Origin of the sequence: Nonomuraea sp. KM90 (assembly GCF_052246675.1) — a bacterium.
Taxonomy (GTDB): domain Bacteria; phylum Actinomycetota; class Actinomycetes; order Streptosporangiales; family Streptosporangiaceae; genus Nonomuraea.
Genome location: NZ_JBQQCB010000011.1, coordinates 1 through 15,550 on the forward strand (window position 1 = coordinate 1; position 15,550 = coordinate 15,550).

General features: G+C 71.5%; 18 protein-coding genes. 9 read left to right on the top strand and 9 right to left on the bottom strand.

Features of this window, described 5'->3' with window-relative positions:
• Nucleotides 1-524: 524 nt before the first annotated feature.
• Both ACTWPW_RS14780 and ACTWPW_RS14785 read right to left on the bottom strand, forming a co-directional pair.
• Entirely contained in the window at nt 525-2,177 is a 1,653-nt protein-coding gene (locus tag ACTWPW_RS14780; RefSeq protein ID WP_364118945.1) for a fumarate hydratase, read from the bottom strand.
• Between the two features lie 62 nt (nt 2,178-2,239).
• Nucleotides 2,240-3,115 carry a DMT family transporter gene (locus ACTWPW_RS14785; protein WP_375113347.1) on the bottom strand — a complete coding sequence of 292 codons (876 nt, stop codon included), beginning with the start codon at nt 3,113-3,115 and terminating at the stop codon, nt 2,240-2,242.
• Between the two features lie 68 nt (nt 3,116-3,183).
• Between ACTWPW_RS14785 and pdxR the strand changes: the two genes are divergently transcribed.
• The 3 genes from pdxR to ACTWPW_RS14800 are packed head-to-tail and all read left to right on the top strand — an operon-like array spanning nt 3,184 to nt 6,482.
• Nucleotides 3,184-4,596: a MocR-like pyridoxine biosynthesis transcription factor PdxR gene (gene pdxR, locus ACTWPW_RS14790; protein WP_443169022.1), complete on the top strand. Its 1,413-nt coding sequence runs from the start codon at nt 3,184-3,186 to the stop codon at nt 4,594-4,596.
• A 50-nt stretch (nt 4,597-4,646) separates the two neighbouring features.
• Entirely contained in the window at nt 4,647-5,585 is a 939-nt protein-coding gene (locus ACTWPW_RS14795; RefSeq protein WP_443169023.1) for a Gfo/Idh/MocA family protein, read from the top strand.
• Nucleotides 5,586-5,618: 33 nt separating this feature from the next.
• The gene (locus ACTWPW_RS14800) at nt 5,619-6,482 is read left to right on the top strand and encodes a Cgl0159 family (beta/alpha)8-fold protein (RefSeq protein ID WP_375113350.1); all 864 of its coding nucleotides are present in this window, start codon (nt 5,619-5,621) and stop codon (nt 6,480-6,482) included.
• A 34-nt stretch (nt 6,483-6,516) separates the two neighbouring features.
• On the opposite strand, the gene ACTWPW_RS14805 is transcribed toward ACTWPW_RS14800, so the two are convergent.
• The gene (locus tag ACTWPW_RS14805; RefSeq protein WP_443169024.1) at nt 6,517-7,689 is read right to left on the bottom strand and encodes an MFS transporter; all 1,173 of its coding nucleotides are present in this window, start codon (nt 7,687-7,689) and stop codon (nt 6,517-6,519) included.
• A 93-nt stretch (nt 7,690-7,782) separates the two neighbouring features.
• Between ACTWPW_RS14805 and ACTWPW_RS14810 the strand changes: the two genes are divergently transcribed.
• Complete coding sequence (locus tag ACTWPW_RS14810; protein ID WP_443169025.1) at nt 7,783-8,373, top strand: TetR/AcrR family transcriptional regulator; 591 nt, start codon at nt 7,783-7,785, stop codon at nt 8,371-8,373.
• Here the strand turns inward: ACTWPW_RS14810 and ACTWPW_RS14815 are convergent, their stop codons facing one another.
• Nucleotides 8,374-9,042 carry a DUF998 domain-containing protein gene (locus ACTWPW_RS14815; protein ID WP_375113353.1) on the bottom strand — a complete coding sequence of 223 codons (669 nt, stop codon included), beginning with the start codon at nt 9,040-9,042 and terminating at the stop codon, nt 8,374-8,376. It abuts the gene before it with no gap.
• Between the two features lie 77 nt (nt 9,043-9,119).
• Nucleotides 9,120-9,332 carry a hypothetical protein gene (locus ACTWPW_RS14820; protein WP_443169026.1) on the bottom strand — a complete coding sequence of 71 codons (213 nt, stop codon included), beginning with the start codon at nt 9,330-9,332 and terminating at the stop codon, nt 9,120-9,122.
• 51 nt (nt 9,333-9,383) lie between these two features.
• Between ACTWPW_RS14820 and ACTWPW_RS14825 the strand changes: the two genes are divergently transcribed.
• Complete coding sequence (locus tag ACTWPW_RS14825; RefSeq protein WP_364118923.1) at nt 9,384-10,034, top strand: DUF1707 SHOCT-like domain-containing protein; 651 nt, start codon at nt 9,384-9,386, stop codon at nt 10,032-10,034.
• Between the two features lie 40 nt (nt 10,035-10,074).
• Here the strand turns inward: ACTWPW_RS14825 and glpX are convergent, their stop codons facing one another.
• Complete coding sequence (gene glpX / locus ACTWPW_RS14830) at nt 10,075-11,109, bottom strand: class II fructose-bisphosphatase (protein WP_364118920.1); 1,035 nt, start codon at nt 11,107-11,109, stop codon at nt 10,075-10,077.
• Nucleotides 11,110-11,280: 171 nt separating this feature from the next.
• On the opposite strand from glpX, the gene ACTWPW_RS14835 reads away from it, so the two are divergent.
• From ACTWPW_RS14835 to ACTWPW_RS14845, 3 genes are all read left to right on the top strand, one after another.
• The gene (locus ACTWPW_RS14835; RefSeq protein WP_443169027.1) at nt 11,281-11,889 is read left to right on the top strand and encodes a TetR/AcrR family transcriptional regulator; all 609 of its coding nucleotides are present in this window, start codon (nt 11,281-11,283) and stop codon (nt 11,887-11,889) included.
• 11 nt (nt 11,890-11,900) lie between these two features.
• The gene (locus ACTWPW_RS14840; protein WP_375113355.1) at nt 11,901-12,431 is read left to right on the top strand and encodes a DUF4245 domain-containing protein; all 531 of its coding nucleotides are present in this window, start codon (nt 11,901-11,903) and stop codon (nt 12,429-12,431) included.
• A 129-nt stretch (nt 12,432-12,560) separates the two neighbouring features.
• Nucleotides 12,561-12,791, top strand: coding sequence for an exodeoxyribonuclease VII small subunit (locus tag ACTWPW_RS14845; RefSeq protein WP_375113356.1), 231 nt, complete (start codon nt 12,561-12,563; stop codon nt 12,789-12,791).
• Between the two features lie 44 nt (nt 12,792-12,835).
• Here the strand turns inward: ACTWPW_RS14845 and ACTWPW_RS14850 are convergent, their stop codons facing one another.
• Nucleotides 12,836-13,249, bottom strand: coding sequence for a nitroreductase family deazaflavin-dependent oxidoreductase (locus ACTWPW_RS14850; protein ID WP_375113357.1), 414 nt, complete (start codon nt 13,247-13,249; stop codon nt 12,836-12,838).
• A gap of 82 nt (nt 13,250-13,331) precedes the next feature.
• Between ACTWPW_RS14850 and ACTWPW_RS14855 the strand changes: the two genes are divergently transcribed.
• A complete protein-coding gene (locus tag ACTWPW_RS14855) occupies nt 13,332-13,931 on the top strand; it encodes a TetR/AcrR family transcriptional regulator (RefSeq protein WP_443169028.1) in 600 nt (199 codons plus the stop codon).
• Here ACTWPW_RS14855 and ACTWPW_RS14860 read toward each other — a convergent pair.
• Together ACTWPW_RS14860 and xseA are read right to left on the bottom strand one after the other, a co-directional pair.
• Nucleotides 13,928-14,284: a VOC family protein gene (locus ACTWPW_RS14860; protein ID WP_364118902.1), complete on the bottom strand. Its 357-nt coding sequence runs from the start codon at nt 14,282-14,284 to the stop codon at nt 13,928-13,930. The two genes, ACTWPW_RS14855 and ACTWPW_RS14860, sit on opposite strands and share 4 nt — an antisense overlap.
• A gap of 25 nt (nt 14,285-14,309) precedes the next feature.
• A complete protein-coding gene (gene xseA, locus ACTWPW_RS14865) occupies nt 14,310-15,533 on the bottom strand; it encodes an exodeoxyribonuclease VII large subunit (protein WP_443169029.1) in 1,224 nt (407 codons plus the stop codon).
• Between the last annotated feature and the right edge of the window lie 17 nt (nt 15,534-15,550).

Sequence of the window (15,550 nt, forward strand, 5' to 3'; positions counted from 1 at the left end):
CGCGCCTGCAATAGTGAACATCTGCGGCCACCCCTCTTCTCCGGCGTCTTCTCAACACCGAAGATGAAGGCGGTGGCCGCTCCCGACTGACACGACACGCCGTAGCGCGGCAGTCACATTCCGGTACATCCCGTTACATGGTGATATGCCACAACATCGGGCGCGATCTGGACGCACCTGCACCGATGCCCGGACCTGCTTAAATCGCAAGCTGAGGGCGCAGAAGGCGAAGGCGGGCGCGCTGGCGGCGGGGGCAGGCGGGTCGGCGGGGCCAGGCCGTTCACGGGCCCGGCCCGCGTTCGCGTCTGCTCAGTAGCCTCCGCTCGCCTGCGAGGCGTTTTCGTGTCGCCTGACCCGGCGGCCCGCGTGCGGACGCACGGAGGCGTGGCCGGGCCGGCGGGCAGAAGCAGCCGGGCAGGCGCGCGCCGGCCCGGCCGTGCCACGAGCGGTGTCAGTCGGGGGCCGTCGGCGGGGAGGGGCGCAGGGTGTCGGGGTGTGCGCAGGCTCTCCTGGAGAGCCGGGGGTCAGCGGCGGCCGATGGACAGGACCGGGCCGGTCCTGTCGGTGAAGAAGTCGTCACCCTTGTCGTCCACGACGATGAACGCGGGAAAGTCCACGACCTCGATCTTCCACACCGCTTCCATCCCCAGCTCGGGGTATTCGAGCACCTCCACCTTCTTGATGCAGTCCTGCGCCAGCCGGGCCGCGGGGCCGCCGATGGAGCCCAGGTAGAAGCCGCCGTGCTGCTGACAGGCCTCCGTGACCTGCTTGGAGCGGTTGCCCTTGGCCAGCATCACCATCGAGCCGCCCGCCGCCTGGAAGCGCCCGACGTACGAGTCCATGCGCCCGGCCGTCGTCGGGCCGAAGGAGCCGGAGGCGTAGCCCTCGGGGGTCTTGGCCGGTCCGGCGTAGTAGACGGCGTGGTCCTTGAGGTATTGCGGCATCTCGCCGCCGTTGTCGAGGAGCTCGGCGATCTTGGCGTGGGCGATGTCGCGGGCGACGACGAGGGGGCCGGTGAGGGAGAGGCGGGTCTTGACGGGATATTTCGTCAGCTGGGCGAGGATCTCGGGCATGGGCCGGTTGAGGTCGACCTGGATGACGTCGTCCGAGAGGTGTTCGTCGGTCGTCTCGGGCAGGAAGCGGGCCGGGTCGGTCTCCAGCTTCTCCAGGAACACGCCCTCGGGGGTGATCTTGGCCAGTGCCTGGCGGTCGGCCGAGCAGGACACGGCGATGGCCACCGGGCAGGAGGCGCCGTGCCGGGGGAGGCGGATGACGCGTACGTCGTGGCAGAAGTATTTGCCGCCGAACTGCGCCCCGATGCCCAGCTTCTGCGTCAGCTCGAAGACCTTGGCCTCCATCTCCAGGTCCCTGAAGCCGTGCCCGGACGCCGACCCCTCGGTGGGGATGGAGTCGAGGTAGCGGGCGCTGGCGTATTTGGCGGTCTTGAGCGCGTATTCGGCGGAGGTGCCGCCCACGACGATGGCCAGGTGGTACGGCGGGCAGGCCGCGGTGCCCAGCGAGCGGATCTTCTCCTCCAGGAAGGCCAGCATGCGCTTCTCGTTGAGCACGGCCTTGGTCTCCTGGTACAGGAACGACTTGTTGGCCGAGCCGCCGCCCTTGGCCATGAACAGCAGTTTGTACTCGTCGGGGTGCCCGTGGGGGTCCTCGGCGTACAGCTCGACCTGGGCCGGCAGGTTGCTGCCGGTGTTCTTCTCCTCCCACATGGTGAGCGGGGCCATCTGGGAGTAGCGGAGGTTGAGCTTGGTGTAGGCGTCGTACACGCCGCGCGAGATGTGCTCGGCGTCGAGCCCGTCGGTCAGCACGTGGCGGCCGCGCTTGCCCATGACGATGGCGGTGCCGGTGTCCTGGCACATCGGCAGCACGCCGCCGGCCGAGATGGAGGCGTTCTTCAGCAGGTCGAGGGCGACGAAGCGGTCGTTGCCGCTGGACTCGGGGTCGTCGACGATCTTCCGGAGCTGGGCGAGGTGCGAGGCGCGCAGGTAGTGGGAGATGTCATGGACGGCCGTCTCGGTCAGCAGCCGCAGCGCCTCCGGCTCGACCTCGAGAAACGTACGCCCAGCCGCTTCGACCTTCCGCACCCCCTCCGATGTGATCAGCCGGTATTCCGTCTCGTCGGCTCCAAGCGGAAGCAGGTCGGTGTAGTCGAACTCGCCCATGTCCATCCTTTCGGTCCTCCAAGAGATTACGCGCCTCGGGAGTGACCGGTGGACCGACCCCGTCAGGCCTCCGACGGTCTGACGGCCGCCTTCGCGCTCGAGCGTTCGGCGCTGAGGCCGACCAGGATGCCGACGACGACCAGTCCGGCGCCCAGCAGGTCGTACGCGGTCGGCATCGCGACCCCGAGCACCGCCCCCGTGACGATGGCCGCCACCGGGATGAGCCCCGCGAACAGCCCCGCCCGGCCCGGGCCCAGCTTGGGCAGCGAGCTGTACCAGAGGAAGAACGCGATCACCGTGACCACGATCGCCAGATACGTGAACCCGAGCACCTCCGGGACCGTCGGCGTCCTGAACATGCCCGCCCCCTCGGTGACCAGCCCCACCACGGCCAGCATGGGCACGGCCAGCGCCGTCGAGTACGCCGAGACCCTGATCGGCCCCAGCTTGGGCAGCAGCGGGATGGCCAGCAGGGAGAAGCTCACCTCGCCGACGAGCGCCGCGAGGGCCCACAGCAGGCTCTCGGTCGTGCCGCTGCCGAGCCCTGTTGCCAGCGTCGCCCCGGTCACCACCACGCCGGCGCCGAGCAGCAGCCGGGGCGCGGGGCGCCCGCCGGCCAGCGCGAGCGCCAGCGGCACGGTGCCCAGCACGGTCCCGACCAGCGCGGGCCCGGAGGCGCGGGTGGACTCGACCACGGCCACGTTGAAGACGACCAGGCCGAGCAGCGTCAGCCCGGCCAGGCAGAGCAGGTCGCGCGGAGCGAGTCGCACGAACCGCAGGCCCAGCGCTCGCGTTATGACAAGCAGGATGACCGAAGCGACGAGATACCGAACAGCCTGTCCGCCGTATATGGGATACGAGTCAACGAGCCCGGCGACGCCGGCCAGCGTTCCGACGAGGAACATGGCCGCGGCGGCCCCCACGATTCCGTTTCTCATGCGAAGGATGCTAGGGAGACAATGGTTCCCGCAAACAGTCCAATGTCCCGCCAGAAGACAGGACCAATATGGCTGACCTCCATATCAAGATAAATCGCGATAAGGGGGGAATCGCCGGGCAGATCGCGTCTGAGCTGCGCGACTCCATCCGGGGCGGGCGGCTCACCCCCGGCACCCGCCTGCCCGCCACCCGCGACCTGGCCACCGACCTCCAGGTCTCCAGGGGCGTCGTGGTGGAGGCGTACGAGCAGCTCGTCGCCGAGGGTTTCCTGGTCTCGCGGGTGGGCGTGGGCACCCAGGTCACCCCCAAGAACGCCGCGCGGGCCAACTCCAGGCCGCGCAACCCGGTGCCGGTCCGGCCCAAGCCGGCCCGCCGGTCGCCGAACACCCCTGTGTGCGCTCCGTACTACGGTCATCGCCCCACCTCCCCGGACCTCAGCCACTTCCCCCGTGAACGCTGGCTGGCGGCCGTCAGGCACGTCCTGACCACCGTACCCTCCGACGCCCTCGATTACGGGGACCCCGGCGGCGTGCCTGAGCTGCGCGAAGAGCTGGCCGGCTACCTCAGGCGGGTCAGGGCCGCCGATGTGCGCCCGGAGAACCTCGTCATCGTCGGCGGCGTGGCGCAGGGGCTGAGCCTGGTCCTGCACGTGCTGACCCAGCAGCGCCCGCTCCGGCTGGCCGTCGAGGACCCGACCAGCCACCGCCAGGTGCCGCTGCTGCGGCGGGCGGGCGCGCACCTCGTGCCGGTGCCGGTGGACGAGCAGGGGCTGGACGTGCGCAAGCTGAGCGGGGACGCCGTCCTGGTGACGCCCGCGCACCAGTTCCCGACCGGGGTGGTGCTCTCGCCGCCGCGCCGGGCCGCGCTGATGGAGTGGGTCTACGCGGGCAACCGCGCGATCCTGGAGGACGACTACGACGCCGAGTTCCGTTTCGACCGCGACCCTGTCGGCTGCCTGCAGGGGCTGGCGCCCGACCGGGTGATCCTCTCGGGCAGCGTGAGCAAGGCGCTGGCGCCCGGCCTGCGGCTGGGCTGGGTGGCGGCGCCGCCCGACCTGGCCGAGGCGGTCCGCAGGGCGCGGGGCGAGCTGGATCTGGGCTCCCCGGTCATCGAGCAGTACGCGCTGGCCCATTTCCTGCGCACCGGCGGCTACGACAAGCATCTGCGGCGCATGCGCAGGGAATACCGTCGCCGCCGGGACGCCCTGGTCAAGGCGCTGGCCGAGGAGTTGCCGGAGGTCCGGGTCAAGGGGATCGAGGCGGGGCTGCACGTGTACCTGGAGCTGCCGGGGCGGTGGGACGAGTCGCGTACGGTCCGGGTCGCGCAGGAGCTGGGCGTGTCCGCCGAGCCGGTGGGGCCGATGCGGGACGCGGCGGGGCCGCCGGCCGTGGTGGTGGGGTTCGCGCGGCTGCCCGCGCACAAGGCGGCCGAGGCTGTCCGAGGCTTAAAGGTCCGAATGTCAGGACAAATTGTTGACTGAGGGAGAAACGCTCGCTTAGAAAGAAAGCCGGATCCCGAATTGGAGGCGCCATGCGTGTGGGACTGCTGGGTCTGGGCCGGATCGGAGCCTTCCACGCCGCGACCCTGGCCGCGCATCCCCTGGTGGACGAGCTGATCGTGGCCGATCCCGTACGCACGTCGCCGTACGGGAGGCCCGGGGACGCGTTCGAGGCGGACGCCGTGGTGATCGCCACGCCGACCAGCACCCACGCGGAGCTCATCGTCAAGGCGTGCGAGCGGGGCATCCCGGCCTTCTGCGAGAAACCGGTGGCCGGCACGGTGGCCGACACCGTGAAGGTGCTGGAGTCGAGCGCCGGCAACCGGGTGCAGATCGGGTTCCAGCGCAGGTTCGACCCCGGCTACGTGGCGGCGGCGACGGCGCTGCGCGCGGGGGAGCTGGGCGAGCTGCACCGCGTGCACCTGGTGACGGCCGATCCGGCCCCGCCGCCCGCCGAGTACATCCCGCTGTCCGGCGGCATCTTCCGCGACTGCCACATCCACGACTTCGACATCCTGCGCTGGGTGACCGGCCGCGAGGTGGTGTCGGTCTACGCGAAGGGCGCCAACCGGGGCGCCGCGTTCTTCGCGGCGGCGGGCGACGTGGACACCAGCGCCGCGCTCCTGACGCTGGACGACGGCACGCTGGCCACCCTCCAGGGCTCGCGCTACAACGGCGGCGGGTACGACGTGCGCATGGAACTGGCGGGCACCGAACGCACGCAGGCGGTCGGCCTCAGCTCGCGCGCCCCCCTCCACACGACGGAGGACGCGCCCCGCTCCGACGAGCCCTGGCCGGACTTCGTCACCCGCTTCGAGACCGCCTACCGCGACGAGATCGACGCCTTCCTGACCAGCGACCGGAGCCCGTGCTCGATCGAGGACGCGCTGGAGGCCCTGTACGTGGCCGAGGCCGCCGACCTGTCCCTGCGCGAGCACCGTCCGGTCGAGGTAGCGGAGGTACGGCGATGAGGGTTCGCACATGCCCGGACGGAGCGCCGCAGGGTGGCTGACTATCGCGAGCTGCGCCAGGTCAGGGCGAGGTTCCCCGAGCGCATCGCGGAGGCGGCGGCGGTACGGCGGCGCCGGCCGCTGTTCGGCCCGCGCGGCCAGCTCATGATCATCGCCGCCGACCATCCGGCCCGGGGCGCGCTGGGCGTGGGGGGCCGGCCGCTGGCCATGGGGAGCCGGGTCGAGCTGCTCGACCGGCTGATGGTCGCGCTGCGCCGCCCCGGCGTGGACGGCCTGCTGGCCACCCCCGACGTGGTCGAGGACCTGCTGCTGCTCGGGGCGCTCGACGACCTCATCGTCATCGGGTCGATGAACCGGGGCGGGTTGCAGGGGGCGGTGTTCGAGTTCGACGACCGGTTCACGGCGTACGACGCCGGGGCCATCGCCCGGATGCGGCTGGACGGGGGCAAGATGCTCTGCCGGATCGCGCTCGACGAGCCCGGCACCGCCGCGACGCTGGAGTCCTGCGGCCGGGCGATCACCGAGCTGGCCGGCGACGGGCTGGTGGCGATGGTGGAGCCGTTCTGGTCGAGCCGGGCGGGTCACGATCTGTCGCCCGACGGCGTGATCCGGGCCGTCAACGTCGCCCAGGGGCTGGGGGCCACCTCGGCGCGCACCTGGCTGAAGATCCCGGTGGTGCCCGACATGGAGCGGGTCCTGCACGCCACCACGCTGCCGGTCCTGCTGCTCGGCGGCGATCCCGGCGACACGCCCGACGTGGCCCACGCCGCGTGGCGCAAGGCGCTGCGGCTACCCGGGGTGTGCGGGCTGGTGGCGGGGCGAGCCCTGCTCTACCCGCCGGACGACGACGTGGCGGCGGCCGTGGACGCGGCGGTCGCCCTGCTGGAGCCCGCCTGATCGGCTGGAACCCGCATAATCGGCTGGAGCCGGATCAGGTGGCCGCCTGATCAGTGGTGGCCGCCGCCCGCTTCGGCGCGAAGCCCGGGGCCAGCACGATGATCGCGGCGGCCAGCACCAGCGGCGCGGCGAACGCGATCCGCATGCCCGCGGCGTCCGCGATGCCGCCCACCAGGGCCGCGCCCACGATGAAGCCGACGTAGTTGAAGAGGTTCACCCTGGCGATGGCCACGCCGGTGCCCGCCGGGTCCAGCCGGCCCGCCGCCGAGAACGACTGCGGCGCCACCACCGACAGCCCCACCCCGGTCAGGCCGAACGCGACGATGCCCAGGAACTGGTTGGGGGCCACGACGACGCCCAGGAAGCCGAGGGTGGCGATCAGGCCGCCGATCCTGACGATGACGGCGGGGCCGTACCGGCGGACGGCGAAGTCGCCGCCGAGCCTGACGGCCAGGGTGGTCGCCTGGTACGCGACGTAGGCCAGCGGGATCACCCTCGGGCCGGCCGCCAGCACGTCCTTCATGAACACCGTGTTGAAGTTGGAGACGGCGGCGTCGCCGACGTACAGGAAGCCCATGGCCAGGCAGAGCGGGAGGATCGGCCGCCACGGGAACCTGCCCGCGGTCACGGTCGCCGTCTCGACCTTCTCCTCCTTCGGCGAGCACAGCTTCGGCCCGGCGTAGATCGAGCCGGCCACGGCGAAGACCATGGGGACGGCCATGACCACCGGGAGCGGCAGGTCGGCCGCCGCCGAGGCCCACAGCGCGCCGGCCATGCTGAACACGCTCCACACGCAGTGGAACCCGTTCAGCACCTGGACGCCGTACCTGCGCTCGACCGCCACGCCCTGCATGTTCATGCCCGCGTCCACCGCGCCCACCGCCACCCCGAACAGCAGCAGCACCGGCACCAGCAGCGGCACGTTCGGCGCGAGGCCGGCGAGGACCACGGCGACGGCCACCATCGGCTGCGCGACGCGCAGCAGCAGCCTGCTCCCCAGCCGAGCGGCGAACGCGCCCGCCGCCACGCTGCCGACGCCCGCGAACACGGGCACGATCAGCAGCAGCAACGTGAGGGTGCCCTCGTCGAGCTCGTGCTTGGCTTGCAGGTTCGCGACCTGGATGAGCAGAGTGGCAAAGGACAGGCCCTGCACGCCGAAGACGAAGAAGGCGGCGACCCGGGTCTGGCGATCACGCAAGGACGGCACGGCGGCCTCCTGATCGGGGGAATCAAACGTGAGGCGCGGTCAGGTTAGCGGCTGCCAGACGCCCTCCGCCAGCACCCGGATAGGCTGCCGGGAGTGAAACGGGGCTACGCGTCCGGCGCGGCGCGCAGGGAGCGCATCCTGGCCACCGCGCTGCTGGAGTTCGCCGAGAACGGCTACCGCGGCGCGTCGCTGGCCCGCATCGCCGAGCGCGCCGAGCTGTCCCAGGCCGGGCTGCTGCACCACTTCAGGACCAAGGAGCTGCTGCTCATCGCGGTGCTGGACTACCGGGACGAGCTCGACACACGCAAGTTCGACCTCGCGCCGGAGGGCGGGATCGACGCGCTGCGGGCCCTGGTCGGCGTGGTGGAGCACAACTCCCGCGTGCCGGGTTTGGTGCAGCTCTTCTCCGTGATCAGCGGCGAGGCCGTGACCCCCGGCCACCCCGGGCACGACTGGGCCAGGCGCCGCTACCGGCGGCTGCGCGCGAACGTGGCGGCGGCGCTGCGCAGGGGCGCCGAGCGCGGCGAGCTCAGGGCCGGGCTCGACGCCGAGGCGCACGCCGACCGGCTGATCGCGATGATGGACGGCCTGCAGACGCAGTGGCTCATCGATCCGGAGCGGGTGGACATGGCGGCCGTCTTCAGGGGATACGTCGACGACCTGATCGCCCTGCTGCGGCCCTAGCTATCCGGCGGGCTGCTCGGCGGGGGCCTCCTCGCGCGCCGGCTCCGCCACGTTCAGCCGCCGCGCGGCCGCCCACACGCCGAGCGCCAGCAGCGCCGCGACCTCGGTGACGGCCAGGCCGCGTTCGACCAGCCCGAGCGGCATGACCCGATACCACGGCAGCCCGTTGCCGGCCCCGACCAGCATCACCGCGCCGATGCCCACCACCCACAACACCGAGCAGATCCCGAACCCGAACGCCAGCAGCGTGGCCCGGGACCGCTCCCGGTGCCGCCAGGGCCGGGCGATGACGACCGCCGCCAGCGGCAGGCACAGGAAGGCCACGAAGCTGCCCACCCGGTGGATGCTGCCGCTCGTGCTCGGCCCGACCGACCAGTCGTGCTTCTCGAACCAGGCGGTCAGGAACAGCCCGACGCTCCACCCCATGAGCGCGAGCGTGCCGAAGATCCCGGCCAGCCTCTTGCGGGCCAGCGACACCCCGATGGCCACCGACCCCGCCGCCAGCAGGCCCACCCCGAGACCGAAGAGCCAGCCGTCGGGACCGAGGCCGTGCTCGCTGATGGTCCGCCTGAGCGGGTTCATCTCGTCGAGACTCGACAGCTCCAGGCCGAGGATCACCGCTACGCCCGCGCCTGCCGCGCCGAGACCCCATCGCGCCGGTTGATGCACGCACACCTCCCCTTTGCCGGGAACAACGGCCGTGCGCGGGGATGGATTCCTAAGAAAATCCTTAGAAAACAGGGTGTTCAGGTCAGCGCGCGACGGATGAGGTCGTCGCTGAGCCGCCGCAGCCGCTTCCTGGCATCCAGGTCGTACGCCTGCGCGCGGACGCGGGCCTGGAACTGGCCGTCTACCTCGTCTTCGGCGGGATGTGGTACCGGTTGCTCAACCGCCACGCCGAGGTGAACGCGGAACTCGCGGAGAAGATCGCCGGACTGCTGGCCAGAATCCGCTGACATCGGCCCATTCGGCACGAGCGAACAGGGCGAGCGCCAGATATCGTCAGAAGTGTGAACGAACGCGCGGGATCGTGGTTGCCGAAGCTGCAGGAAGTCGGGGAGCGGCTGGCGGAGGAGTGGGTGCAAGCCCGCCGCCCTCCGGCGCCGAACGACATACCGCAGCCGCACGAGCTGCGCGCGTCCGACGCCGACCGCGAACGCATCGCCCAGGTGCTGCAGGACGCGCACGCCGACGGGCGGATCACGCTGGAGGAGCTGGAGGAGCGGCTCGGGGTGCTCTACGCCGCGCGCACGCTCGGTGAGCTGGCCGCGCTGACCACCGACCTGCTGCCCGCCGAGCAGCAGCCGCTCAACCTCGACGGCCGGCCGGTCTCGGCCATCTTCAAGAAGGAGCAGCGCGGGGGGCGCTGGGTGGTGCCGGCCGAGCTCGGCGTGACGGCCATGTTCGGCACGACCAAGCTGGACTTCAGCGACGCGATCCTGCAGAACCGGCGGATCATCATCAACGCCACCCTGGTCTTCGGCGGGCTGGAGATCCGCGTGCCGGAGGGGCTGGAGGTGATCAGGGTGGCCAAGGACAAGACGGTCCGCCTGACCAAGCAGCCGACCGAGCCGGGGGCGCCCGTGGTGGAGGTGCGCACCACGAACTTCGCGGGCGAGGTCAAGGTCAAGGAGCCACCCCGCCGCAAGCGCCGCCGCTGATCTCCTGTGCCCGGCTCTCTCCTGCCGGCCGGGCGGCGGCTCAGCCGGCCGTGTCGAAGTTGATCGCGCTGTACGCGCGCAGCTTCCAGAGCTGGTGCTCGCTCTCGATCTTGCGGATCGTGCCCGACCGGCCGCGCATCACCAGCGACTGCGTCATCGCCGATCCGGCGCGGAACCGTACGCCCTGCATGAGCTCGCCCTGCGTGATGCCGGTCGCCGCGAAGAACACGTCGTCGGACCTGACCAGGTCGTTCGTGGTGAGCACCTGCCCGAGGTCGTGCCCGGCGTCGACGGCCTTGGCGCGCTCGGCGTCGTCGCGCGGCCACAGCCTGCCCTGGATCACGCCGCCCAGGCACTTGAGCGCGCACGCGGCCACGATGCCCTCGGGCGTGCCGCCGATGCCCAGCATCAGGTCGATGCCGGTGCCCGCGCGGGCCGCCATGATCGCGCCGGCCACGTCGCCGTCGGTGATGAACTTGATGCGCGCGCCCGTCTCCCTGATCTCCTTGACCAGCCGCTCGTGCCGGGGCCGGTCGAGCACGACCACGGTCACGTCGGACGGCGAGCAGTGCTTGGCCCGGGCGACCGCGTTGATGTTCACCGCCACTGGGGCCTCGATGTCCACCGCGTCGGCCGCCTCCGGGCCGGTGACGAGCTTCTCCATGTAGAACACGGCCGACGGGTCGTACATCGAGCCGCGCTCGCTCACCGCGATCACCGAGACCGCGTCGGGCATGCCGAGCGCCGTCAGCCGGGTGCCGTCAATGGGGTCCACCGCGACGTCGCAGTCGGGGCCGCTGCCGTCGCCGACCTGCTCGCCGTTGTACAACATCGGCGCGTGGTCCTTCTCGCCCTCGCCGATGACGACCACGCCGTTCATCGAGACCGTGCTGATCAACTGGCGCATGGCGTTCACCGCCGCGCCGTCCGCGCCGTTCTTGTCACCCCGGCCGACCCACCTGGCCGCCGCCATCGCGGCCGCCTCCGTGACGCGGACGAGCTCCAGCGCAAGGTTGCGATCGGGGGCGTGCTCGCTCGTCGCGAGCGCCGGCGGCACGGAAGTCTGGTCGGACATGATGGCTGGCCTCCTTGTGGGACATCTACGTCGATCGTAGTTGCCGGTCTCTTCCCGGCCAGAGGGGGATAATCTGCTAGGGGAAGAACGGATTTTGCGCTATACGCTGTGCGCGCCAAGGATCTTGCCTCCAACATGGAGCGTGGCGCCCCGCCGTGGAGGAGATCCCGTATGAGCGATGTGGAGAACGTGGTCGCCCAGCCGCGTACGTCCGAGCGTGGGGCCGCCACGCGCAGCTCTCTTCTGGCCGCGGCCCAGGAGGTCTTCATCTCCAAGGGATTCGCCGAGGCGGGCGTGACGGACGTGGTGGCCAGGGCCGACGCGAGCGTGGGGAGCCTCTACCACCACTTCTCCGGCAAGGCCGATCTCTACCTCACGCTGTGGGAGGAGTTCCAGGCCAGGCAGACGCAGCGGACCAAGCTCGCCGCCCGCGCGGCCCGCGCCTCCGGCGAGAGCGACCCGATGCACGTGTTCGTCAGCGCCGCCCGCGCCTACCTCGACGGCTGCCTTGAGGAGCGCGAGGTCGCCGCGCTGTTCCTGCGCGGCGACGGGCCGCCCGGCTTCGAGGTGATCATGCGAGACCGGCTGCGCAAGTGGGCGCAGCGCAACGCGGCGCTGTTCGAGGATGAGAAGGCGCTCGTCGTGGTGATCACGGGGGCGCTGGCGGCGGCCGTGTCCGAGGTCGCGCTCTCGGGCGATCGCGGCCTGGCCGAGGAGGTGCTCGCCATCATCGGCCAGATCCGCCCGGCCGCTTCGGCGACCGGTCCCTCCAGTGGGTAACCTCGCCAACTGTGCGACGGTTCACCCAAGGTCTGTACGGCTACGCGGTAGCCCTGTTCGTGTGCCTCGCGGGGGCCGGGCTGTTCCTGCTGGTCACCCCGCAGAGCCGGGATGAGCACATCCCGCGGCTCGACTACTCGATCACCGTCGCGAACTTCGGCCACTCGGTGCCGTACGGCGTGTGGGCCCCCCAGGGCGACCCGGCCGGCTGGGTGCCCAACAGCAACCGCATCGCCAAGGGCGAGAACGGCGCGCAGGTCCTCTACCTCGGGTTCGCCACGGCCCAGCGGGAGCACGCGATGTTCGTGCAGAGCAACGAGCAGCCGGCGGCCGGGTTCGCCAGCCGCATGGCCAACACCGACAAGGCCACGGGCACGCTGCAGGTCGGCGGGGTCGCCTGGGAGCAGCGCTTCCGCGAGGACAAGAACCAGCGCTCGCTGGTGCGCGTGCTGCCCGACGTGACGCTGGTCGTCACCGGCACGGCCGACTGGGCCGAGCTGGGTGAGCTGGCGGGCCGGCTCCAGCAGCGCCCGAAGGGCTGACGGCCACCTCTCCAGCAGCGGCCGGAGGGCTGAGCACCCGTCCGGAGGCGTGCTCCGGACGTGCTCCGGACGGCTGAGGCGCGCGTGCGGAGGCCGAGGTTGTCTGCCGGCGCGTCTAGGGTGGTTGGCGTGGCAGACGAGAAGGCACCCTCATACGAGCAGGCCCGCGAGGAGCTGACCGAGGTGGTGCGCCGCCTGGAGACCGGCGGGCTCACCCTGGAGCAGTCGATCGAGCTCTGGGAGCGCGGGGAGAAGCTGGCGGCCGTCTGCGAGGAGTGGCTCCAGGGAGCCAGGGTCAAGCTGGCCGCCGCCATGGCCCGCCGCTCCGAGCCCGGCACCTCCGACGACGCGCCCTTCTAGGCCCTCGGTTCCTCCGGCGGCGTGCCAGGTCTCCGGAGGAGCGGTCAGGCGGCCGTTCTGAGCAGGGCCACCACCGGGATGCGACGGGTGGTCTTGGCCTCGTACTCGGCGAATCCGGGGGCCAGCGCCACCATCCGGGCGTAGAGCTCATCGCGCTCCTCGCCCTCGACGAACTCGGCCTTGACCCCGAACTCCTCCGTCCCCACCTCGACCCTCGCCTCGGGGGTGGCGCGCAGGTTGTGGTACCACGCGGGGTGGTTGTCGGCGCCGGCGTTGGAAGCGATGATCACGTAACGGTCGCCGTCCGCGAGATACATCACCGGCGTGGTCGTGGGCTTGCCGCTTCTGGCTCCCGTGGTCGTCAGCAGCACCAGCGGGGAGCCCTCGAACATGCCGCCGACCCGGCCCTCGTTGGCGCGGAACTCGTCGATGATCTGCTGGTTGAACTCGTTGGGCATTCTCGGCTCCTCAAAATCGGAGAACTCTCCGGTTGGAGTCTAATCGGAGAGTTCTCCGTTTGCCAGGGATATGCTCGGCGGCGTGCGTGGACGTCGATCCCTGCCCGTCATCGGGCAACCCCAGCCCGAACGGGCCGATGCCGCACGGAACCGGCAGAAGATCATCGAGGTGGCGGCGAAGATGATCGCCGAGAGCGGCGCCGAGGGCCTGTCACTCGATGAGGTCGCCCGCGTCGCCGGTGTCGGCGTCGGCACGGTCTACCGGCGCTTCGGCGACCGCGCGGGGCTGGTCCTGGCCCTGATCGACGAGCGGGAGCGGCAGTTCCAGTCCGCCTTCTTCGCCGGGCCGCCGCCGCTCGGCCCCGGCGCCCCCGCGGGCGAGCGGATCGTCGCCTTCCTGCACGCGCTGATCGATCGGATCGTGGCGCAGCAGGAGTTGTTCCTGGTGCTGGAGAAGGGCGGCAAGACGAACCGGTTCAGCGGGCCGTACCGCGTCCACCACATCCACCTGGCCACCCTGATCGCGCAGGCCTGCCCGGAGGTCGACGCCCGCTACCTGGCCGACGCCCTCCTCGCGCCGGTCAACGCCTGCCTGATCGCCTTCCAGCGGGAGGAGCGCGGCATGACGGTCGAGGAGATCAAGTCCGGCCTCACCACCCTGGCCGAGGCCGTCGCCGGTTAGGTCATGAGGCAGAGCAGGTTGCCCTCCGAGTCCCGGAACGCGGCCATCCGGATCTCCTTGCCCGGCGTGCCGAACGTGCCGTCGTCGGTGAAGATCAGATGCGGCTCCTCGACGATCGCGACCTCGTTGGCCCGTAACCGGGCCACGTCCGCCTCGAGGTCGTCGGAGGCGAGGTAGAGCACGGCCGAGGGGGCGCTCTTCTCGATCAGCAGGCGTACGCCGTCGAGGTCGAAGAAGGCCAGCCCGGGCGGCCGGTAGGTGGCGATGTGCCGCAGGCCCAGCACGTCGCGGTAGAAGGCGGTGGCCCTGTCGAGGTCGTCGGCGTGCTGGGCGACCTGGGTGAGTCCTCTCATGGGCCGACGGTAGACCTCGGGCCGGTCACTCGCCCCCGGTTTCGCCCGGCTCCTCCGCGCGCACGGTCAGGCGGTCGTCGGTCAGGCGGATCGTCAGCACGGTGCCGGGGGAGACGTCTTTCGCCAGGCGTACGACCTCGCCGGAGGGATGTTGCACGATGGCGTAGCCGCGCTCCAGCGTGGCCGCCGGGGACAGGGAGACGAGGCGGGCGCGCAGGTGGGCGAGGTCGTCGGCGGCGCGGTCGAGGGAGCCGGACAACGAGCGCCTGGCCCGGTCGCGCAGCGCCTCGGCCTGCTCGGCCCGGCGCTCCAGCTCGCGTACGGGATCGGCCAGCGAGGGCCGCGAACGCACGGACGTCAGCCAGGACATCTCCCGGTCGAGCCAGCCGCTCACCACCCTGCGGCCCCGGTCGCGGAGCTGGCGCACCAGCGTGAGCTGCTCGCCCACGTCGGGCACGACCTTCTTGGCCGCGTCGGTGGGGGTGGACGCGCGCACGTCGGCCACCAGGTCGAGCAGCGGGCTGTCCTGCTCGTGGCCGATCGCGCTCACCACGGGGGTGCGGCAGGCGGCCACCGCGCGGACGAGCGTCTCGTCGGAGAACGGCAGGAGGTCCTCCAGCGAGCCGCCGCCGCGGGCGACGACGATCACCTCCACCGCGGAGTCGGCGTCGAGCTTGCGCAGCGCCTCGGTGACCTCGGCCACCGCGTACGGCCCCTGCACGGCCACTTCCTCGACCTTGAACCGCACGGCGGGCCAGCGCCGGCGGGAGTTCTCCAGCACGTCACGCTCGGCCGCCGAGTCGCGGCCGCAGACGAGCCCGATCGTGCCCGGCAGGAACGGCAGCCGCCGCTTCCTGTCGGCGTTGAACAGCCCCTCGGCGGCCAGCAGCTTCCTGAGCCGCTCCAGCCGGACCAGCAGCTCGCCCACGCCGACCGGGCGCATCTCCAGCGCGGTGAAGGCGAACGAGCCCCTGTTGACCCAGAAGTCGGGCTTGACGTGCACCACGACCCTCGCGCCGTCGGACGGTCGCGGCTCGGTCGCCTCGTAGACGCCACGCGGGGCTGTGACCCTGGCGGACACGTTGGCGACCGGGTCGCGCAGGGTCATGTACACCGTGCCGCCACGCGCGCTCAGGTCGGTGATCTGGCCCTCGACCCAGACCGTGCCGAGTCTGCCGATCCAGCCGCCCACCATCTGCAGGACCGTGCGGATCGGCAGGGGAGACTCGGGCGTGGTCTTCGAGGTCATGGCGGAAGACTACGGGT